The sequence below is a fragment of the Synechococcus sp. MIT S9503 genome, from assembly GCF_047304175.1.
Taxonomy (GTDB): Bacteria; Cyanobacteriota; Cyanobacteriia; order PCC-6307; family Cyanobiaceae; genus Synechococcus_C.
The window spans coordinates 1813196-1833504 of record NZ_CP138955.1 but is presented as its reverse complement, the minus strand read 5'-3'; the positions used below and the strand labels follow the sequence as shown (position 1 = coordinate 1833504).

Genomic DNA, 20309 nt, shown 5'->3' with positions numbered 1-20309 from the left:
ATGTATGAGTCCTGAAGAGGGTTCCACGAGTCCGGTTCATGCCAGATCAGCAGGCTGTTGTAACCCTTCACTCCCGAGCCGATGAGCGTCGGCTTCTGTGGAAGGCAGCGATCAAGTGGCCGATGTATTCGGTTGCGGTCATGCCTTTGCTGCTTGCGGTGGGATGGCGTCTTGGCGCTGGATTGACGGTGCGTTGGGGTCAGGCCCTCGTGTTTCTGCTGGCGGCAGTGCTGCTGCTGGTCTGGGAGAACCTGAGCAATGACCTCTTTGACGCTGAGACCGGCATCGACGATCAGGGCAAGCCCCATTCGGTCGTGGCTTTGATCGGCAGGCCTCGACCTGTCCGGCGACTCGCCATCTCTGCACTGCTGGGCGGACTGCTGCTGATGGTGTTGATTGCATCTGGCAGCAGTCTGGCGGTGCTGTTGTTGGTGCTGGCCAGTTGCGGTCTTGGCTACCTCTACCAGGGGCCCCCATTCCGACTTGGTTATCTGGGCCTTGGTGAACCGCTCTGCTGGATGGCTTTTGGTCCACTGGCCACTGCAGCAGCGCTGCTGGTGATCGCCCCTGCGGCGGAGGCTGTGCCCTGGGGATCGGCCCTGGTGCTCGGATCAGGTCCCGCTCTGGCGACCACGCTGGTGCTGTTCTGCTCGCATTTCCATCAGGTCGAGCAGGATTCAGCCCACGGCAAGCAGTCGCCGGTGGTGCGCCTGGGAACGGCAAGGGCGGCGTCTCTGGTGCCCTGGTTCGTTGCCGGCACCCTCGCCCTCGAGTGGGCTCCCGTTCTTCATGGTGACTGGCCGCTCAGCGCACTTCTGGGAGCTCTTGGGCTTCCGGCTGCCTCCTCCCTGATTCGTTTGCTGCGCTTCCACCACCACGAGCCTGAACGCATCACAGGCAGCAAATTCCTTGCTCTGCGGTTTCAGGTGCTGAATGGCCTCGGTCTGAGCATCGGCCTGGCCCTGGGTCCCTGGCTGGGTTCCCCTGTTCTGCTGCCGGGCTGAGTTCATGACCCTGCAGCTGGCGGTCCGCTCCTACGCCTATTCCCTGTCCCGTCCGCTGCAGACCGCTGCAGGCCGGTGGCAGCGACGTGAGGGTTGGTTGCTGCGTCTGAGCTGTGCGGTCTCCGGTCGTGTGGGCTGGGGGGAGGTGGCACCGATGGATGTGGAACAGCGCTTCGCCTGTGCGCGGGCCCTGGGGCAATGGACACGATCTGCGCATGTGGAGTGCAACCGAAACCAGCTGGAGGATCTGCTGCCGACGCTGCCAGCTGAAGTTCGCTTCGCGCTCGGTGCTGCGCTGGCGGAACTGGATGAAGTCGTGCAGGTCTGGCTGCCTGCGCCGAGGTCGGCCTGTCTGCTGCCTGCAGGGGCAGCCATGCTGCCGATACTGGATCAGTTGCTGGCCACTCACCCAGTGGGCGAGCCCATCACGGTGAAGTGGAAGGTGGCCGCGGCAGACTCTGAGCTTGAGTGGTCCTTGCTTCCTCAGCTCCTCGAGCGGCTGCCATCCACGGCTCGGCTGCGTCTGGACGCCAACGGTGGCTGGGAACGCCCTGAGGCGGAGCGATGGGCTGGTGCTGTTCAGGGTGATCCCCGCTTGGACTGGCTGGAACAGCCCCTCGCTGTCAGTGATCTCAAGGGGCTGAAAGCTCTTGCGCAACGCGTTCCTGTCGCTCTGGATGAGTCATTGCTGTTGCAGCCGGATCTGCGCGAGCACTGGTCAGGCTGGCAGGTGCGTCGCCCCCTGCTGGAGGGAGACCCGAGACGTTTGCTGCGCCAGTTGCAGGAGGGCCGGCCGCAGCTGATGCTCAGCACTGTTTTTGAGACCGGCATCGGTTTCCGCTGGCTGGCAATGATGGCTGGCCTGCAACAGCAGGGACCGACGCCGGTGGCACCTGGACTGGCACCGGGTTGGTCTCCGTCGGGCCCCCTGTTCAGCTCTGACCCTGCCCAGGTGTGGGCCGCCGCCGGGGTGAGCTGTTGATGGGCATTCTGAGGCTTCTTCACTGTGATGCCGAACAGCCGGATGAGGCTGCTGTATCTCTCGAGCTGCACATGGCCCGCGGCGCCTGGGTGCGTCTGCTCGACTGTGAAATGCCGCCTGAGCGGCAACTCCTGCATGCCGATCACCTGACCTGGCCTTCAGGACCAGGGCTGGTCCTGTCAACGGGAGGCAGCAGCGGTGGCAGACAGCTCTGTCTCCATCCCATCTCGAATCTGGAGCGTTCCGCTCACGCCTGCGGGGTATGGCTGGATCGTCTTGGCGTGGACCCAGGCTCAACTCTGGTGTGGAATCCCCTGCCTTTTCAGCATGTGAGTGGATTGATGCCCTGGTGGCGTGCCCGGCAGTGGGCCGCTGACCACGCCTGGCTGACGCCCGCTCTGATGAAAAACCCTGACATGCTTTTGAGCCATTGTCGACGTCATCCCGGCTGGCGGCGACGCCCGATGGTGCTGTCACTTGTGCCCACCCAGTTGCAGCGGCTGCTTGCAGATCCGAGTGGATGTGTCTTCCTGGCTGAGATGGCGGTCATCTGGATTGGTGGTGCTGCCCTGCCGGATCATCTGGCCGATCAGTCCCGACAAGCCGGTCTGCGGCTTGCCCCCTGCTATGGCGCCACGGAGACCGCCGCCATGGTGACTGCTTTGACGCCGACTGATTTTCTGGCGGGGGTCAGAGGCTGTGGTCGACCTCTCGAAGGTGTGCAGCTGCGTCTGAACCAGCAGGGTGCGCTTGCTGTTCACTGCGATCGTCTGGCTGCGGCCAGGCTCGATGATTCAGCAGCTCTTTGTTCCATCTCGGATCGCGGCGGATGGTGGCATTCAGGTGACCTGGCTGAGCTTGAGGGATCACCCACAAATCCCCAGCTTCACGTCCGAGGGCGGGTCGATGGGGCCATCCATTCCGGAGGGGTCACGGTGTTCCCTTCACAGCTGGAGGAGAGGCTGTTGATGGATGCCACCAGGGCAGGGCTGCAGCTCGATGCCGTGCTGCTGCTTGGGCTGCCGGACCGTGAATGGGGAGAGCGACTGGTGGCCCTTGTTCGCTGGTCATCCGCTGATGTGCCGTCTGAAGGCAGCGATGCTTTGCGCCGACTCGTCTCCGGCTGGCCCGCAGCGGAGCGTCCACTTCAGTGGTATTTGTGCCCCATCCTGGAACGCTCTTCGGCAGGGAAATGGGAGCGTGCCCGTTGGCGAACGTGGTTGTTGAGGCAGCGATCTGCTCAGCCGCATTGAGCCTGTGAATCAGTCGAGGCATGAATCAGTGAATTGATTGATCAATGATCGTTGTCGTAAACGCAGTAGATTTTTTGAAAAGGCGTTTCATCGATAAAACTCTTTCTTGTTGAATTATGTCTGAAGTCTCAATTCTTTGATGCCGCAAACAGAAAGTTTTGATCGGCATGTTTCAGCGTGATTTGTTGTCTTGTTTGAATGTTGGATGTCATTATCGTTAATGTTTTCTGAGTTTGCGGCGCAAATTATTTTGATTGAGTTGATGTTCTGATGTTTCTCGGAGTGTTGATGCTTGGCTTTTGCATCCCGTTGATCTTCGGGCCATGACTCACGCCGAAGCGCGCGTTCTCTTTGCCACACCCTCTCGTATCAAATTAATTTCTATGCGTTGTTTTGGCGGCTGAATTGTGAATTAGTTTGCTTGATGTTCCCCTGGCTTATCCGCAAACTCTTAAGGTAATTCTCTGAGTTTTGCTGGGTTGCTTCGTTGCCAGTTCCCCTTCGGCCCTTTCGACCTACCTCTCAAAACATTCGTGTGAGCACAATCGACGCACCCTCTGTCGAGGGTGATGTTGTTGATAATGCGGGTGACGTTATAAATCGCTGTTATCGCCAGATTTATTTTCATGCGATGAGCAGCGACAGGGATCGCTTCCTTGAGTCGCAGCTGAGAAACGGATCAATCACAGTCAGAGATTTTATTCGCGGTCTGTTGCTCTCAGATCGTTTTTTGCGTGGATATGTTGCCTGCAACAGCAACTACCGGCTGGTTGAGCAGGTGATTGGCAGAACTTTGGGCCGAAAAGTACGTGACAACACTGAAAAATTAACATATTCGATTGTTATTGCTGAGAAAGGTTTTGAAACTTTTGTCGATTTAGTGCTCAACAGCGAGGAATACATGCAAAGGTTCGGTTATGACACCGTGCCTTTGGAGATTTCACGGGTTTTGCCCGGCAGGGCCGTTGGCGAAGCTCCTGTTTATCAGGAACTCCCTCGCTACTCGTATGACTGGCAGGAAAAACTAACTTCAAACGACATGATGATGTCGATTGAAGATCATCTGAACTTTGGTCCAACGAAGACCTTCGCAGAGAAGGTCCTTTATGAGCGGCCTTCCGACAAGGCCTTCCGCTATATCATCCCTTCGTTTGTCATTCTTTCTGGCTTGATTATCGTCGGAATTGTAAAAATCTTTACCAGTATTTTCGTTGTGGGCTGAATAATTTAATAAGCTGATCTTGCGATTTCTTCTTCTTTTTTCGCGATCAGTTCTTCGAAGCTGATCCAGTGGATGCAATCAACTGGACATGTGTCGATTGCTTCATTGATGACCATGGTTGAATCACCATCCTGGCGAATAGCTCGACATTTTCCTGTCTCCTGAATCATCAGGAACGTGTTCGTTGCGACGTGTGCGCAGTATCTGCATCCGACGCAGACTTTTTCGTCGACCCAGATTGCTTGCATCCTGAGTTCACCGCCAAGGCAAGGCTCCAACCCCGAAGGTGTTGCGACGGAATGCGATGGTGCGGTGAATGCGGCTGAGGTGTCAAATGACGTTTCGGCGTCGGATGGTGCTGTGAATGCCGCAGAGGTGTCGAACATTGTGGTGGTCTATGTCACTTGCGAATCAGAATTCTTGGCAGTTGTTTCTCAGTGTTGAGAGGTGATGTGGTCAGAGGGCCTGATTGGTTTTGTATTGCTGGAACGCAGCCTGGAGTTGACCAATCGCTGCTCTGCCGATCCTGAAAGTTGCCCAGCTAAGGGCGAGAAAAATAGGCGTTGCCACGGCCAAAATCCTCAAGTCCATCGAAAAATGGAAAATGACCCACAAATTAGCTTTCAGGCAAATTTATTCAGTGTTCTTTGACTGCTATCTGCGTTCCGTATAGCCAGCTTCTGGTGGATTCTTGAACTTCTCGATGTCGCAATTGTCTCAATCACTGTTCGCGGATCTTTCCGATCTGCGCAGCCTCTAACCAGAGTGCAATCGCCTCCGGCAGTGGACAGCGGCGCCGTGTTTCGTGATGGATGGCCAGTTGTCTGATCAGGCCATTGGCGACTTCCTGATTGGCGAGCAGGAACTGACTGTGCACCTCAAAACTTCCCTGATCAATCAGTCGTGGAGTCAGCTTGACCCGGAGTTGATCTCCGCCATGCACCGCTCTCTGGAAGTTGGCATTGCAGTGAACCACCGGCAGGGCAACATCGGGCCAGCGTTCCTGGTCTCGGCATCCCGGAAACACCGATCCGGCTTCAATGCCATACAGCTCCAGGCTCTCTTCCCAGGCCTCATGGCACCAGCGCAGGAGCTGATGGAAGTGCATCACACCGGCGGCATCCGTGTCTCCGAAGCGCACGGTCCTGGTGAGGGTCAGCCATGGGTGCGTCGTCATCAGGAAATCACTGGCTGATCAGATCAATCCTCTCTTGGCAGTGCAGGGACTGTGCTCGACAAACAGCCTCAGACATCTTTAATTGCCATGAGGCCGCTTGCTCCGGCAGCAGTGAATGCAGGTTCCCAACCGGTCAACGATCGACGGAACCCATAATCACGTCGATGGAACCAAGGATGGCCATGATGTCGGCAACCTTGTGTCCCTTGAGGATGTGGGGAAGGATCTGCAGATTGTTGCTGTCTGCTGCACGGATTTTGAAACGCCAGGGCGTCACATCGTTGTTGCCCTGGATGAACACCCCGATTTCGCCTTTGCCTGATTCCAGCCGGGCGTAAAGCTCGCCGTTGGGAATTTTGAATGTGGGGGCCACTTTTTTGGCCACGTACTGATAGTCGAAGCCGGTGAAATCGCTGTCTTTGCCTTCAGCCATGCGTTTGGCTTCCAGATTTTCCGTTGGACCGCCGGGGATCATGTCGCAGGCCTGGCGAAGAATCTTCAACGACTGGCGCATTTCCTCCACACGCACCCGGTAACGGGCGAAGCAATCGCCTTCCTTTTCCCAGACCACATCCCAGTCGAAGTCGTCATAGCACTCGTAATGGTCAACCTTGCGCAGATCCCATGGCACTCCGGAGGCTCTCAACATCGGGCCGGAGAGGCTCCAGTTGATGGCCTCTTCCCTGCCGATGACCCCCAGGCCTTCAATGCGTCTCCGGAAAATCGGGTTGTTGGTGATCAGCTTTTCGTATTCATCGATCTTGGGACCGAACCAGTCACAGAAGTCGCGACATTTTTCCAGCCATCCCCAGGGCAGATCAGCCGCCACTCCTCCGATTCGAAAGTAGTTGTTGTTGATCAGGCGCTGACCGGTTGCAGCCTCCCAGAGGTCATAAATCATCTCCCTTTCACGGAAGATGTAGAAGAACGGCGTCTGGGCCCCGACGTCCGCCAGAAAGGGGCCAAGCCAGAGCAGGTGGTTGGCGATGCGGTTCAGCTCCAGCATCAGCACCCGGATGTAACTGGCGCGTTTCGGAACCGGAATGTTCGCCAGTCGTTCCGGAGCGTTGACGACGATCGCCTCATAGAACATCCCCGCGGCGTAATCCATGCGGCTCACGTAGGGCACGAACATGACGTTCGTTCTGTTTTCAGCGATTTTCTCCATGCCGCGATGGAGATAGCCGATCACAGGCTCACAATCCACCACATCCTCTCCATCGAGGGTGACCACCAGGCGCAACACCCCGTGCATCGACGGGTGGTGAGGGCCGAAGTTGACCACCATCGGCTCCGTGCGCGTTTCTAGCTGCGTCATGGGGCCATGGCGGAACAAATGTGTCGAGATCTTAGGAAGGACCCATGCCCGATCAGCCAGTCAGTTCCTCTCAGGGCTTCCTGCATGTGCCGGTTCTGGCCGAACCGTTGATGCAGACGCTGGCCAACGAGCTCAGTGATCAGAGGCAATCGGGGGTCTTTGTTGATGCAACGCTGGGTGGGGGCGGCCACAGCGGCCTGCTGATGGACAGCTATCCGCGGGTGCGATTGATCGGGCTTGATCACGACGCGACCGCTCGTCATGCGGCGGCCGAGCGTCTCAAACCCCATGCACATCGCGTCACGATCGTGGCCACCAACTTCGCCGACTACAGCCCACCACATCCGGTGGCCCTGGTCCTGGCGGATCTCGGCGTCAGCAGTCCACAGCTGGATGTGGCGCAGCGGGGATTCAGCTTTCGCCTGGATGGCCCGCTCGACATGCGCATGAATCCCGCAGGTGGAGGAGAAACAGCCGCTGAGCTGATTGCGAGGCTGGATGAGACGGATCTTGCTGATCTGATCTATGCCTATGGCGAGGAGCGTCTGTCTCGGCGGATTGCACGCAGGATCAAAGCGGATCTCGCGGCTGATGGCGCCTACAGCGGTACGCAGTCACTGGCCTATGCGGTGGCGGGATGTTTCCCGCCCAAGTCCCGCCGTGGGCGGATCCATCCTGCAACGCGCACCTTCCAGGCTCTGCGGGTTGCGGTCAATGATGAACTGGCAGTTCTTGACCGCCTCTTGCAACAGGCTCCTGACTGGCTAGAGCCCGATGGCCTGTTGGCGATCATCAGTTTTCATTCGCTCGAGGACCGGCGCGTGAAGACTGCTTTTCTCAGCGATAACCGTCTACAGCGCATCACGCGAAAACCTCTGAGAGCAGACGATGCCGAGCAGCAGATGAATCCGCGCAGTCGCAGCGCCAAGCTGAGAGTGGCACGCCGCCGCAGGGCTGATCCTGGGGGTGAGGAATGAGCTTCGCCTGGACCTCGGAGTCGTGGTGGTGGATTGCCCTTCTGGTTCAGCTGCTGGCGATACCAGGCACCTTGCTGCCCCTGCTTCCGGGTCTGGTCTGGTTGCCGCTGGGCTCCCTGGTTTGGCTGGCCGCGGTCGGATGGGCAGACGCCTGGCCGGAATTCGCCCTGGCGATGCTGTTGTTCGGCCTTGGTTTGATCGCTGATCTTCTGGCTCTCGGACTGGCTTCAGCGCGTCTGCGGGCCAGTCGTTGGTCTGCAGCTGGAGCTGGTGTCGGCCTGCTCATCGGAGTGCTGGGCCTGCTCCCGGCGCTTCCTTTCGGAGGGCCGCTGCTCGGAGCTCTGTTCGGTCCATGGCTGGGAGCAATGCTGGTTGAAACCTGGGTCACAACGAAGCCACCCCGGAATCTTGGGTGGCTTCAAGCGTTGCGTCAGGGAGCGGTGGTTGGTCTGGCCGTTGTGGCCGGTCTGCTGATCAGCAGGGTTGCCCAGTTTCTGATTGCGATCGCCGGCCTCGCCGGTTTCATGGTGCTCAGTTTTCGCTGATCAGTCCTGTCTGGTCTTCACTTCCGAACAGCTGGCGATAAGCAGCTGTGGAGATGCAGATCAGCACAGGCAGAACAACAAACAATCCGCCGTATTGGAAAGCGGCCGCAATTGCATTGATGACGGCTTCGACGATGAAGAACCAGAGCACAGTCCACCATGAAGGATCAACCACGGAGCGACCTTTCTGAATCGCCTCAAAGGAACCGTTGTTGTTAAACAGAGCAATGAAGGGCAGAAATTTCTGGTTGATGGATAGATAAACGAAGAAAACAAGCGCGATAATCAGCGGGATAATCGCCAGTGCAAGATTGATCTGTGCAAGGCCAAATCCAGCAAGAGAGCAGATCAAGCCGATCACAGCAATCAGAACAAAAAGTTCAACCCCCCTGATGAACAAGCGGCCGGTGGCCTCGCCATCCCAGCGCGTGAAAGTCTTGAAATCCGGTTTGACACCCTCCAGACACTGCCAGGCACCTCGGATGATTCCAACGATGCCCCACAGCATCACAATGATGTAACCAACAAGGCCCACGATCAGGAGAACGCCGGCTCCAACCGGGTGAACATCGAGGAAGACCGGATAGGAAGTGATCCGGGCAGAACCAAGGCCTGCCATCGCTGCAAAAGGAAGAGCAATAATCGCAACAAGTGCCTGAAACAGCAGGAATCTCCATGGAGCTCTCGTGAAGGCCTTCCAGCCGTCTTCGACGGCTTGCAGAATGCGCAACCTCTCATTGGCCGGTGTGTCAGTCATGGAGAGTTCAGGAATCTGCGCGGAAGGTAGCTTCCATGACATTTTTTTCCAGGTGGTGCGTTACATCAAGTCCTGAATGTCATGTCTGACGCAGTGCTTTGATCGCCGACGTGATCACCTCGATCGCTGCGACGATTTCATCCGTTGTTGTGTCGCGCCCCAGGCTCAGTCGTAATGATCCCTCGGCCTCATTTCGGCTTCTGCCGATGGCTCGCAGCACGTGGGATGGTTCGCCGCGACTGCAGGCTGAACCGCTGCTGCAGGCCAGTCGGGGTTTCAGAGCCCGATGCAGACGGCTGCCGGAGACGCCGGGAATGGTGATGTTGAGGTTGTGGGCCAGGCGGGGTTGCAGCGCACCATTGAGCTTGATCGCTGGATTTTGATCCTTGAGACCCTGCCAAAGCTGATCCCTCAGGGTTCTGAGATGCGTCTGGCGACTCTTCTGATCCAGCAGCGACAGTTCCGCTGCTGCAGCCATGCCCATGATCAGCGGCACAGGCAGGGTTCCGGCACGTAGCCCCTGTTCCTGGCCTCCGCCCCACTGCAGGGGCTGCAGCGTTGTGCCTTGTCTGACGACCAGAGCGCCGATGCCTTTTGGACCGTTGAACTTGTGAGCGCTGAGACTGATCAGATCACAGCCCAGCTCCTCTGCCCGCATCGGCAGGTGGCCGTAAGCCTGGGCTGCATCGGAATGCATGGTGATGCCCTGACTGGAGCAGACGGCGCTCAGCTCCTTAATCGGCTGGATCACCCCGATCTCATTGTTGGCCACCATCACGCTCACCAGCTGGGTGTTGGGCTGGATGGCCTGATCCAACTGCTCCACTTGGATCAGACCATTGCTTTGAGGGGTTAACAGCGTGACCTGAAATCCTTCTTCCTTCAGCTGCATCAGAGGGTCGAGCACCGCGTGATGCTCACTGTCCACGCTGATCAGATGCCCTGGTCCACCGTCAGACAGCGCCCGCGCTCTGGCGTGACCAAGCAGTGCGAGGTTGTTGGCTTCCGTGGCGCCACTGGTGAAGATCAGTTCCTCGGATCTGATCCCCAGGCTGCGGGCGAGTCGTTCCCTGGCTGAGCCAATGGCGGCTGCCGCGGTCAGCCCCAGCCGATGCTGCCGGCTCGATGGATTGCCCCACTGCTCACGCCACCAGGGCTCCATCGCCTCGATCACGGACGGGTGACAGGGTGTGGTGGCCTGGTGATCGAGGTTGATCACAACGTTTCTGCGCTCAACATTGGGATGTGCGGGCAGCATGGAGTGCCTGTTCAGATTGTCGCGATGCGTGCCGTCCGTTGGGTCTCCAGTCTGGGGATGATTGTTCTGGCCGTATCTCAGCCGGCTTTCGCTGAGGGCGTGAACCGGGAACAGTTGCTGGAGCAGATGAAGGCCATGCGTCCTGTTGATCTGGTGGTTCTCGATCAGATCGATGGAGCTAAGCAATACACGCTGGGGATTTTCGCGGTCAGAGGAGATGCCGCCGATCCTGAGATGCGCAGATTCAAGCTCTGGCATGAATATGCCGACAATCTGGTGATTCCGACCGAATCGGTGAACTGCGGTCGTGACCAGCCGCTGCGGGTCACGCGGGACACCGAAGCCATCTACGTGCGCAAGCTCAATCCCGGTGGGCCGATGCGTGCGACCACACGCGAAGACCATCTGGTGTGGTGGGCGGCCTGTCATCCAGATCTCGCCGGTCAGGATCCGGCAGGTCTCACTGAGAAGGCCCTCGAGCTCGGATATTCCACCCAGCTGATTGAATCCCAGGAAGTGTTGCGGTTGCCTGCCCCCTAACGCCCCTAGATTCCGGCCAGATGAGGTCAGGCCTTGACAACCTCCCAGCCCGAACAGCCCTCCCAACCAGAACAGTCATCCCAGCCCGACCAGCCCGCTGTGCGCCTGCTGCTGGTGGACGATGAACCGGGATTGCGTTCAGCCGTTCAGGCCTACCTCGAGGATGAGGGTTTCGATGTCACCACGGCCGTTGATGGTGAGGACGGTTTTGCCAAGGCTCAGCAGATGCTGCCTGACGTGGTGATCAGCGATGTGATGATGCCCAGGCTCGACGGCTATGGCCTGCTCAACAAGCTCAGGGCTGATGAGCGACTGGGAGGCACTCCCGTGATCTTCCTCACAGCCAAGGGGATGACGGCGGATCGCACCCAGGGCTATCTGGCAGGGGTCGATGACTACATCCCCAAACCCTTTGATCCTGACGAGCTCGTGGCCCGCGTGACCAATGTGGCCCAGCGTCAGCAGCGGCTGTTGCACGAAGCAGCTCGTTTTGCCGATGCCGACATGGGGCAGATGGCCAAGCAGATCACTGAAATCCGTTCTCTGCTGGCCCAGGCGGAGGCGCTGCCGTCCAGCGATCCTGTGCAGCACAATTTCACACCCAGGGAATCCAGTGTTCTGCAGCTGGTGGCGGAAGGTCTGATGAACAAGGAGATCGCGCGACAGCTCGAAACATCAATCCGAAATGTGGAGAAATACGTGAGCAGGTTGTTCATCAAAACCGGCACGTCCAGTCGCACCGAACTGGTGCGTTATGCCCTGCAGCATCGTCTGGTGGAGTGACATCCCAACAGGCATCGCCTGTGCCCGAGGGCTGGCGTTCCGCTGCTCTCAATCAGGGTTGGACCTACAGGGACATCACGCGTCCTGACAACAGGGGCACGCTGATCAGTGCACTGTTGGCCGGGCGTCATGCTCACTCCTCCCAGGACCTCTGGCTGCGAAGAATCGCTGCTGGTGAGATCCGTCTCAACGGTCAGCGGTTGCTGAAGGATCGTCCGCTTCCCGATCACGGGGAGCTGCTCTGGTGCCGTCCCCCCTGGATTGAACCAGCCATCCCCGACACCTGGTCGGTGGTGCATGACGACGGGGATCTGCTGGTGATCAACAAACCCTCCGGCCTGCCGGTGGTGCCTGCCGGGGGCTTTCTGCAGCACACGCTTGCGACACTGCTGGAGCAGCACAGTCGTCAGCTGGGCGATTCGCTAGCTCCCAGACCCGTGCACCGTCTCGGTCGCTTCACCTCCGGTTTGCAGGTCTGTGCACGTCAGCCAGCGACGAGGGCCGCCCTCTCCAGACAGTTTCTGCCGGCCTCAGGCAGTCGCAAGTTCTATCAGGCCTGGTCTCAGCGTGTCTCCGGGCTTGAGTTCGGAATGTCTCGCGTCGTCGATACGGATGTGGTGGAACGGCCTCATCCGCTGCTGGGCTGGGTCTGGGGACCGCTGCCCCGGTCGGGTGAGCTGACCCGGCGACGCTTGCAGGCACACACCGAAGTGACCTTGCTTGAACGCTGCGCCGAGGGGGACCGGCTGCAGCTGACCATCACAACCGGACGCCCTCACCAGATTCGCATCCATCTGGCTCAACTGGGGTCTCCACTGCTTGGTGATCCTCTCTATCTCAACGATCAGAACATCAACGATGCGGCAACTCCCGGTGATGGCGGCTATCGCCTCCATGCCTGGCGTCTGCAGCTGGATGATCTGCATCTCAGCTGTGAACCCGCATCCACGTTCTGATGCTGTTCAGGTTTTTTGAAATTCAATCAGCCTTGAGAAGTAGAACGGTGCCTTGTTGAGGCTGCGACGGACGGGTTTGAAGCCACTGGCTTCGGCAGCGGTAACAATCCCCTTTTCCCTGAGCGTGTAGGCGCGTGTGGTTTTGCTGGGGCCAGGGAACAACTGGCCGATGCTTTTCAGCAGCGCCAGCAGCGGCGTGTAGGGCGCGAAACTCACGATCAGCCGTTGTTCGGTGATCGCGCACAGGTGCCTCACCATCTCTTCCGCGGCCTCCTGGGGGTAATGGATGAACACATCCAGACAGCACACGGTGTGAAACGAGCCGCTGAGGCTTTCCAGATCGCTGGCCACAAATCTGAGCCTCGACATGTCCAGCTGCGCATCCCGCGCCCTGCGATCAGCCTCCACGGCCATCGCCTCGGAGATGTCGCTGGCGTTGATCAACCCTGCGCCCATTTTTGCCAGGGGGATGCTGAGGCTGCCCACACCACAGCCTGCATCGCAGAAGCTCACATCCTTGAGCTGACCGCTGTCCTCGATCCAGGCCAGGACCTCATCAACGGTTTTCTGATGGCCGATGCGAATGTTGCGCTGAACCTTGTTGACGTCATCGCTGTTGCTGTAGATGCGATTCCAGCGATCGAAGCCCGTGGTCTCGAAATAGCCCTTTACTTCCTCTTTCTCGGTCTGCTTGTCATTCAGCAGTTGCTCAGGGGCCATCATTCACTCGCAGCGGCGAAATCTTAAGCAGCTTCCCTCCATCCAAGATTGCGATCCGACTCGCTCCATCGCCAGCGCAGTAGATCGCACAGTGCTCCTCCGATCAGAAAGTCTGCAGTGATGTTGTCTCCGAGAACATGTCGGGGCGCCATGGTTGAGGCCCAGATTGCGGCTTCCGCATCCCCGGTCCAGCCAGCGAGTCTGCAGGTGCCCTCGAGCAATGGCAGGGTCACTCCAGCCAGGGTGCCGTCCTCCAGTCGGCAGGTGCCGTTCTTCACAAGAAGCACGCGCTCATCCCAGCGATGTTCCCCGTCCTCCAGTCCGTAGGGCGCCAGGGCGTCACTTACCAGCACGAGCTGATCTCCCGCAAGTCTCTGCAGCAGGACGGCAGTGGTGGGGTGCACATGCACTCCGTCGGCAATGAGTCCAAGCGCGATGTCGCCGCGGCGGCAGGCTTCCCCCAATGGTCCTGGTGCCCGGTGGTGCAGCCCGGGCATCGCATTGAAAGCGTGGGTGATCATGCCGACCCCCCGCTGGAAAGCAAGAGCTGCCTGATCGGCATCTGCAGTGCTGTGACCTAGCGCCACTGTGATGCCGAGTGCCCTGAGCTGGTTGATCAACGCCTCCGCGCCCGGTTGCTCTGGGGCAAGGGTCACCAGGCTGATATCGGCTTCAAACCCTGCGATCCGCTCCTTCAGCGCTGCGGCGGTGGGGGCGGCGATGTGTTCCAGAGGGTGGGCACCTCGTCTGGACTCCGCCAGAAACGGCCCCTCCAGGTGAGCCCCCAGCAGCTGGCAGCGGCCGGCCTGATGCCGTTCACGGGCCTGTCGCAGCACGGCCAGGGATTGGCGTAACGGCGTTACCGCACAGGTCACCAGGGTCGGGGCGATCGCCTCGACGCCATCTCTCCAGAGCAGTTCCAGCAGCTCCTGAATCCTCGGCAGATCCCTTTCCGAGAGTTCGGTGAACGCCAGACCCAGGCCTCCGTTGATCTGCAGGTCGATTCCCCTGGGGCTGAGTGTGTCTCCATACCAGCTTTCACCGGCCATCGCACCACGGCTCGGCATCGGGCCGATGGCTGAGATCAGACCGTGATCATCCAGGGTGAGCCAGTGCAGAGCGGCAGGGTCGCGGCTTTCCGGGCGCCGGGGCAGACGCACATCGGTGATCCGACGCATGCGGTTTGGCCGGCTCAGGCCGGTGCGGGACGATGGCAGTCTCGCTGTCCTTCCGGTTCTTGCCTGTGGCCGAGTTGCCATCCCCAGTTTCTGATTCAGATGTCGCACCCGCGGTCGCAGTGATCATGGGCAGTGATTCCGACCTTCCCAGCCTCCATCCTGCCGTTGAAGTGCTGGAACAACTGGGGGTCGCAGTGGAGGTGCGCGTGCTTTCAGCTCACCGCACACCGCTGGAAATGGTCAGCTTCGCAAGGGCGGCACGCGAGCGCGGCTTCAAAGTGATCGTGGCAGGTGCAGGCGGTGCAGCGCACCTGCCTGGAATGGTGGCCGCACTCACGACGTTGCCTGTGATCGGTGTGCCGGTGCAAAGCAAAGCACTGTCAGGTGTCGACTCCCTGCATTCGATCGTGCAGATGCCGGGGGGCATCCCCGTGGCCACGGTGGCGATCGGCGGAGGCCTGAATGCCGGCCTGCTGGCGGCTCAGATTCTGGCCGTGCAGGGTGGTGAACTGGCGGAACGGCTTGAGGCTTACCGCCTGCAGCTGCACGACACTGTGGTGGGCAAGGATTCCCGCCTCAAGGACCTGGGCAGCCGTGCTTACCTCGAGCGCATGAACTGATGAAGACAGCTCCCCTCTCGACCATTCGTTCAACAGTGGTCACAACGCTTCTGCCAGCAGCTCTGCTCTACTGGATTGCGTTGTCCTGGAGCGCCGCTGAGGGGATCAGCTCAACGAAGGTGCTTCGTGATCTTGCCCAGGCATGCGATGCCCCCCTTGGACAGGGATTTCTTTCGAGCATTGGCTATCTGCTCTGGATGGCGGCTGCGGCCATTGCTTTATTTGCAGCAGCTACGCATCAGATACGGGGATCCACTGTCAATCGGCAGTTTGCATTCTGTGGTGGTGGGTTTTCCTTATGGCTTTGTCTTGATGACATGTTTCTGGTGCATGATCGTTATCTGGGTGAATCATTTCTCTACGTCACTTACGGCGTTTTCACGGTGTTGCTTCTCTTCTGTTTCCGGGCCCCTTTGAAAAGGTTTGGCGGCGATACGTTCTTTTTGTCAGTGGTTTTCCTGGGGTCTTCGGTTTTGATTGACTCTTTTCAGGGACTCTTCCCGGCCTCCTATGAAACCGTTCAACTCTTTGAGGAGGGTGCAAAGTTCCTGGGTATTGCGGCCTGGCTTGCTTTTTGGTGCCATTACGTCAATGCCACATCAAAGTTGAGCTCTTTTTGATCCTCGATCCCTCGAATCCATGACTCCCTGGCCGGCCTGGATTCGCTGGGGACTGGTGTTGCCGTTGCTGACCCTCAACCTGTTCGTGATCCGCCAGCTTCTTCTGCCGCTGGCTCCGTTCCCGGGTCTGTTCCTCACCGCTGCGTTGATCGCTTTCCTGCTCGATATTCCCTGCCGCTGGCTTGCAGATCGAGGCCTGCGCCGCTGGTTGGCGATCGTGGTGGTCACCCTCGCCACGGTCGCTGCGCTGGTTTTTGCCGCAGTAACGCTGGTGCCGCTGCTGATTGAGCAGCTTGGCCAGTTGATCAATGCTCTGCCCGGACTGCTCCTGGCGGCCCAGGAGTGGGTCAACCGTCTGCAGGAGTGGGCTTCAATCCGAGGACTGCCCAGTGAGTTCGGAGACCTCAGCACTGATCTCCTCTCCCGTGCCAGCACGTTGGCAAGTCAGCTCAGTCAGAGGCTTCTGAGCATTCTCGGAGCCACTCTCGGAACCACGATCAACACGGTGATCGTGCTGGTGCTTGCAGTGTTCTTCCTGATCGGCGGTGAGTCGATCACAATGGGACTGGCCCGCTGGTTGCCGGATGACTGGCGGCAGTTGGTGATCAACACTCTGGTTCGCACCTTCCGTGGCTACTTCGGCGGGCAGGTGCTTCTGGCGCTGATCCTGGCGATCGGACAGATCGTGGTCTTCACCTTGCTGAAGATTCCCTATGGAGTTCTGTTTGCAGTGCTGATCGGATTCACAACTCTGATTCCCTACGCCAGTGCTCTGACCATCGTTGCCGTGAGTGGCTTACTGGCAATTCAAGATCCCACCACAGGCCTGGAGACTCTGGTAGCTGCGATCGTAGTTGGCCAGATCGTTGACCAGGTCATCCAGCCACGTCTGATGGGAAGCATCGTCGGACTCCAGCCAGCCTGGCTGCTGATTGCCCTCCCCCTCGGTGCCAAGGCCGGTGAGCTCTACGGCCTGGGCGATCTCCTCGGACTGCTACTGGCGGTGCCCGTCGCCAGCTGTCTGAAAACGTTTGTGGATGTCTGGGCTGAGCGACAGGGAATCCACGCGTTCGTTAGCGGGGTCAGCTCCGGGCAGGAATGATCTCTCTGGCGATCAGTGCGTTGACAACCTGATCCACACAGTTCGCCAGCTCTGCAGCTCCTGTGTCAACCGAAAGTTCTGGGGTCTCAGGCGCTTCGTAAGGGCTGGAGATTCCTGTGAACTCCTTGATTTCCCCCGCACGTGCCTTCGCGTAGAGCCCCTTGGTGTCGCGCTCTTCACACACGCTCAGGTCAGCGGAACAGAAGATCTCGATGAAATCACCCTCATTCACGAGATTGCGTGCCTTGTCGCGGTCAGCGCGGAACGGCGAGACGAATGCGGTCAAAACGATCGCACCTGAATCCAGAAACAGTTTCGACACCTCGCCGATGCGGCGGATGTTCTCCTCGCGGTCGGCATCGGAGAAACCCAGGTCCTTGCAGAGGCCGTGGCGGATGTTGTCCCCGTCGAGGACGTAGGTGGTCAGTCCCCGCTCGAACAGGGCCTGATTGACCGCATTGGCAAGGGTGCTTTTACCAGCGCCGCTCAGGCCTGTGAACCAGAGAATGGCGCTTCGGTGTCCACGCTGTTCAGCGCGGGCTGCCCTGTCAACCGAAGCCTGGTGCCAGGCGATGTTGGTGGAAGCACCCTGGTTGGTGAGCTGGCCGTGGCTGGACGAAGCGGTCATTGGGATCCGGCGGTCGCGGTCCGCCATTGTCCCTCAGCCGGCTCCGCCCCTCAGCCACCAGCCCGCTTCGGTCTGTAGCCCTCCTTGCTCAACAGGTCCAGCGCAATCTCCACCTGATCACCTTGCAGTTCGATCAGACCGTTTCTGGTGGTGCCGCCGCTGCCGATCCGTGTCTTGAGTTTCTTCAGCAACGCCTTGAGCCCGCCCGGGTCGAGCTCAAGGCCCCGGATCACCGTCACGGTCTTGCCGCCTTTGCCGCCGCGGGTCGGTTGCACCCGCACCGTCTGCTCGGCCTTGGCGATGGGTTGCTTCTCCATACCGCTCGGCCGCTGCAGACTGTCTGTGGTGCTGAATTCCTGCCACCCACCTTTCGGCATCGTCTTACCGCATCCGACACCATCCTGCCGTTCCCGTGATGACCGACTCCGTGTCCACGCCTCGATGGGCTGACTCAAGTCAGGGACTGGGTCGCTGGATCGAACGCCTGATTGGGATCGCTCTGCTGAGGCGCCCCCTCTTCTTCCAGGCCCGTCAGCTGATCATCCGCACCGCGGAACGCAACGGCATTCCCTGGCGAGTTCGACGCAGGGAACTGCAGAAGGCTGCAGCCCCCCTGTTATCGAGCACCGTGACGCCTGGACTGCGGCCGCCTGACTATTACCTGGCTCGCTTCCATGCCTATGAACAGGGCAATCTCTGCTGGCAGGCCGCGGCTGAAGCGGAACAGGCCACCGATGCCATGGCCCTTCGTATCTGGCCGGAGGAGTCGCTTGCACCGACCGTGGCGCAGATTCGTCTCAGGGATGAGATCCACCGCGTTGTGGAGCCCTTTCTGAAAAGCTCGATTAAGCAGGTGCTCGATCTCGGTTGTTCTGTAGGAGTGAGCACACTGCATCTGGCGCGCTGGTTGCATGAGCGTGCTGAACAGCGCCAGGAGCCCGCTCCGCGGATTCAGGGGCTTGATCTCTCCCCCGACATGCTGGCGGTCGCCAGGGTGCGTGATCGGGAGAGGCTCGTCGATGGCTGGCTGCATGCGGCCGCGGAGAACACAGGATTGGAGGCTGCCTCCTTTGACCTGATCAGCCTTCAGTTCGTCTGCCATGAGCTGCCACAGGATGCCACCCAGGCCGTGCTTCTTGAGGCAGCACGCTTGCTGAGACCAGGCGGTGCTCTCGTGATGGTGGATCAGGACCCCGCGTCGTCTGTGCTTCAGCGTCTCCCGGCTGCGGTCGCAACGTTGCTCAAGAGCACCGAGCCCTACATCGAGGACTATTTCAGCCTCGACATGCCCGCCGCACTGCATCAAGCAGGCTTTCGCGAACTCCAGATCAGCGCCTGTGATCCACGGCATCGTGTGATCGCCTGCTTACGCTGAGCTAACGCTTCCAAGGCCGCATTCGCGGTCAGCTGCATTTTGACCAGCACCTTGCCACCCAAGCCCACCGCCCAGGATCTGGCTGTCAGCTCTAGACCTGCTGCCTCCGGCCGTTTCGGCCGTTTCGGTGGCCAGTATGTGCCTGAGACACTGATGCCTGCCCTGGCTGAGCTCGAGCAGGCTGCGGCTGAAGCCTGGAAGGATCCTGCCTTCACTGCAGAACTCGATCATCTGCTGCGCAGCTATGTGGGGAGGGCCACTCCTCTTTATGAAGCCGAGCGACTCACGGCGCATTACCGCCGCAGCGACGGCGGGCCGAGAATCTGGCTCAAGCGTGAAGATCTGAACCACACAGGTGCCCACAAGATCAACAACGCTCTCGGTCAGGCGCTCCTGGCCTTGCGGATGGGTAAAAAGCGCGTCATTGCCGAGACCGGGGCTGGTCAGCACGGTGTTGCGACGGCCACGGTCTGTGCACGCTTCGGCCTCGAGTGTGTTGTTTACATGGGTGCTGAGGACATGCGTCGGCAGGCTCTCAACGTGTTCCGCATGCGTCTGCTGGGTGCGACCGTGCAGCCTGTCACCGCCGGCACGGCGACCCTTAAAGACGCCACCAGCGAAGCGATCCGTGACTGGGTCACCAACGTGGAAACCACCCATTACATCCTCGGATCCGTGGCCGGCCCACACCCCTATCCGATGCTGGTCCGCGACTTCCACGCCGTGATCGGGGAGGAGACCAAGGAACAGTGTCAGGCAGCATTCGGTCGACTGCCAGACGTGCTGATGGCGTGTGTTGGTGGCGGCTCCAACGCCATGGGTCTCTTCCATCCCTTTGTGGAGTTCAGCGATGTGCGACTGATCGGGGTTGAAGCTGCCGGTGAAGGCGTTGCCACGGATCGCCATGCCGCCACCATGACCGAAGGCCGGGTCGGAGTGCTTCACGGTGCCATGAGCCTGTTGCTTCAGGATCAGGACGGTCAGGTGCAGGAAGCTCATTCGATCAGTGCAGGCCTCGACTATCCCGGAGTCGGCCCCGAACACAGCTATCTGCGCGAAATCGGCCGGGCTGAGTATGGCGCTGTGACCGATGCCGAGGCACTCCAGGCTTTGCAACTCGTGAGCCGGCTTGAGGGCATCATCCCTGCTCTTGAGACAGCTCATGCATTCGCCTGGTTGGAGACGCTCTGTCCAACCCTGGCGGATGGCACCGAACTGGTGCTGAACTGCTCAGGCCGTGGTGACAAGGATGTGAACACGGTGGCTGAGCAGCTTGGTGATGCGCTCTGAAAGT

General features: G+C 59.4%; 24 protein-coding genes. 14 read left to right on the top strand and 10 right to left on the bottom strand.

Features of this window, described 5'->3' with window-relative positions; translation table 11 throughout:
* Nucleotides 1-38 precede the first annotated feature (38 nt).
* From menA to SIB56_RS10350, 4 genes are all read left to right on the top strand, one after another.
* Nucleotides 39-1004: a 2-carboxy-1,4-naphthoquinone phytyltransferase gene (menA, locus tag SIB56_RS10365; RefSeq protein ID WP_413323858.1), complete on the top strand. Its 966-nt coding sequence runs from the start codon at nt 39-41 to the stop codon at nt 1002-1004.
* Nucleotides 1005-1008: 4 nt separating this feature from the next.
* A complete protein-coding gene (gene menC / locus SIB56_RS10360; RefSeq protein ID WP_413323857.1) occupies nt 1009-1986 on the top strand; it encodes an o-succinylbenzoate synthase in 978 nt (325 codons plus the stop codon).
* On the top strand, nt 1986-3239 hold the full coding sequence (locus SIB56_RS10355; protein WP_413323856.1) for an AMP-binding protein: 1254 nt from the start codon (nt 1986-1988) through the stop codon (nt 3237-3239). Before menC ends, SIB56_RS10355 begins: the two co-directional genes overlap by 1 nt.
* A 535-nt stretch (nt 3240-3774) precedes the next feature.
* Nucleotides 3775-4461: a phycobilisome rod-core linker polypeptide gene (locus SIB56_RS10350; RefSeq protein WP_413323855.1), complete on the top strand. Its 687-nt coding sequence runs from the start codon at nt 3775-3777 to the stop codon at nt 4459-4461.
* Between the two features lie 5 nt (nt 4462-4466).
* On the opposite strand, the gene SIB56_RS10345 is transcribed toward SIB56_RS10350, so the two are convergent.
* The 4 genes from SIB56_RS10345 to SIB56_RS10330 form a co-directional block, all read right to left on the bottom strand.
* Complete coding sequence (locus tag SIB56_RS10345; protein ID WP_413323854.1) at nt 4467-4847, bottom strand: ferredoxin; 381 nt, start codon at nt 4845-4847, stop codon at nt 4467-4469.
* A 70-nt stretch (nt 4848-4917) separates the two neighbouring features.
* Nucleotides 4918-5052, bottom strand: a complete 135-nt coding sequence (locus tag SIB56_RS10340) for a photosystem II protein Y (RefSeq protein WP_413323853.1) — start codon at nt 5050-5052, stop codon at nt 4918-4920.
* A 130-nt stretch (nt 5053-5182) separates the two neighbouring features.
* Entirely contained in the window at nt 5183-5638 is a 456-nt protein-coding gene (locus tag SIB56_RS10335) for an acyl-CoA thioesterase (protein ID WP_413323852.1), read from the bottom strand.
* A 133-nt stretch (nt 5639-5771) separates the two neighbouring features.
* Entirely contained in the window at nt 5772-6956 is a 1185-nt protein-coding gene (locus SIB56_RS10330; RefSeq protein ID WP_413323851.1) for an NAD(P)H-quinone oxidoreductase subunit H, read from the bottom strand.
* Between the two features lie 44 nt (nt 6957-7000).
* Between SIB56_RS10330 and rsmH the strand changes: the two genes are divergently transcribed.
* Nucleotides 7001-7933, top strand: coding sequence for a 16S rRNA (cytosine(1402)-N(4))-methyltransferase RsmH (gene rsmH, locus SIB56_RS10325; protein WP_413323850.1), 933 nt, complete (start codon nt 7001-7003; stop codon nt 7931-7933).
* Nucleotides 7930-8478, top strand: coding sequence for a DUF456 domain-containing protein (locus SIB56_RS10320; protein WP_413323849.1), 549 nt, complete (start codon nt 7930-7932; stop codon nt 8476-8478). Before rsmH ends, SIB56_RS10320 begins: the two co-directional genes overlap by 4 nt.
* On the opposite strand, the gene SIB56_RS10315 is transcribed toward SIB56_RS10320, so the two are convergent.
* Together SIB56_RS10315 and SIB56_RS10310 are read right to left on the bottom strand one after the other, a co-directional pair.
* Nucleotides 8465-9235 carry a hypothetical protein gene (locus SIB56_RS10315; protein WP_413323848.1) on the bottom strand — a complete coding sequence of 257 codons (771 nt, stop codon included), beginning with the start codon at nt 9233-9235 and terminating at the stop codon, nt 8465-8467. The genes SIB56_RS10320 and SIB56_RS10315 overlap by 14 nt on opposite strands.
* Before the next feature lie 79 nt (nt 9236-9314).
* Nucleotides 9315-10493: a cysteine desulfurase family protein gene (locus SIB56_RS10310; protein ID WP_413323847.1), complete on the bottom strand. Its 1179-nt coding sequence runs from the start codon at nt 10491-10493 to the stop codon at nt 9315-9317.
* Between the two features lie 24 nt (nt 10494-10517).
* Here SIB56_RS10310 and SIB56_RS10305 point away from each other — a divergent pair, with 24 nt between their 5' ends.
* Genes SIB56_RS10305 through SIB56_RS10295 form a run of 3 tightly spaced genes read left to right on the top strand, consistent with a single transcriptional unit; the run spans nt 10518 to nt 12772 of the window.
* On the top strand, nt 10518-11033 hold the full coding sequence (locus SIB56_RS10305) for a hypothetical protein (RefSeq protein WP_413323846.1): 516 nt from the start codon (nt 10518-10520) through the stop codon (nt 11031-11033).
* A gap of 33 nt (nt 11034-11066) precedes the next feature.
* Nucleotides 11067-11816: a response regulator transcription factor gene (locus SIB56_RS10300; protein ID WP_413323845.1), complete on the top strand. Its 750-nt coding sequence runs from the start codon at nt 11067-11069 to the stop codon at nt 11814-11816.
* A complete protein-coding gene (locus tag SIB56_RS10295; protein WP_413323844.1) occupies nt 11813-12772 on the top strand; it encodes a pseudouridine synthase family protein in 960 nt (319 codons plus the stop codon). The genes SIB56_RS10300 and SIB56_RS10295 overlap by 4 nt, the downstream gene beginning before the upstream one ends.
* Before the next feature lie 6 nt (nt 12773-12778).
* Here the strand turns inward: SIB56_RS10295 and bchM are convergent, their stop codons facing one another.
* Complete coding sequence (gene bchM / locus SIB56_RS10290) at nt 12779-13492, bottom strand: magnesium protoporphyrin IX methyltransferase (RefSeq protein ID WP_413323843.1); 714 nt, start codon at nt 13490-13492, stop codon at nt 12779-12781.
* A gap of 23 nt (nt 13493-13515) precedes the next feature.
* On the bottom strand, nt 13516-14670 hold the full coding sequence (locus tag SIB56_RS10285; protein ID WP_413323842.1) for an N-acetylglucosamine-6-phosphate deacetylase: 1155 nt from the start codon (nt 14668-14670) through the stop codon (nt 13516-13518).
* A 125-nt stretch (nt 14671-14795) separates the two neighbouring features.
* Here SIB56_RS10285 and purE point away from each other — a divergent pair, with 125 nt between their 5' ends.
* The 3 genes from purE (at nt 14796) to SIB56_RS10270 (ending at nt 17012) form a co-directional block, all read left to right on the top strand.
* A complete protein-coding gene (purE, locus tag SIB56_RS10280) occupies nt 14796-15290 on the top strand; it encodes a 5-(carboxyamino)imidazole ribonucleotide mutase (RefSeq protein WP_413327313.1) in 495 nt (164 codons plus the stop codon).
* Nucleotides 15291-15409: 119 nt separating this feature from the next.
* Nucleotides 15410-15910, top strand: a complete 501-nt coding sequence (locus tag SIB56_RS10275) for an oxidoreductase (RefSeq protein WP_413323841.1) — start codon at nt 15410-15412, stop codon at nt 15908-15910.
* 19 nt (nt 15911-15929) lie between these two features.
* Nucleotides 15930-17012 carry an AI-2E family transporter gene (locus SIB56_RS10270; protein WP_413323840.1) on the top strand — a complete coding sequence of 361 codons (1083 nt, stop codon included), beginning with the start codon at nt 15930-15932 and terminating at the stop codon, nt 17010-17012.
* Here the strand turns inward: SIB56_RS10270 and cysC are convergent.
* Nucleotides 16993-17640: an adenylyl-sulfate kinase gene (cysC, locus tag SIB56_RS10265; RefSeq protein WP_413323839.1), complete on the bottom strand. Its 648-nt coding sequence runs from the start codon at nt 17638-17640 to the stop codon at nt 16993-16995. The genes SIB56_RS10270 and cysC overlap by 20 nt on opposite strands.
* A 50-nt stretch (nt 17641-17690) precedes the next feature.
* Nucleotides 17691-18017, bottom strand: a complete 327-nt coding sequence (locus SIB56_RS10260) for a translation initiation factor (RefSeq protein WP_413323838.1) — start codon at nt 18015-18017, stop codon at nt 17691-17693.
* Between the two features lie 38 nt (nt 18018-18055).
* On the opposite strand from SIB56_RS10260, the gene SIB56_RS10255 reads away from it, so the two are divergent.
* Together SIB56_RS10255 and trpB are read left to right on the top strand one after the other, a co-directional pair.
* The gene (locus tag SIB56_RS10255) at nt 18056-19015 is read left to right on the top strand and encodes a class I SAM-dependent methyltransferase (protein ID WP_413323837.1); all 960 of its coding nucleotides are present in this window, start codon (nt 18056-18058) and stop codon (nt 19013-19015) included.
* A 39-nt stretch (nt 19016-19054) separates the two neighbouring features.
* Complete coding sequence (gene trpB / locus SIB56_RS10250) at nt 19055-20305, top strand: tryptophan synthase subunit beta (RefSeq protein WP_413323836.1); 1251 nt, start codon at nt 19055-19057, stop codon at nt 20303-20305.
* Nucleotides 20306-20309: the final 4 nt, after the last annotated feature.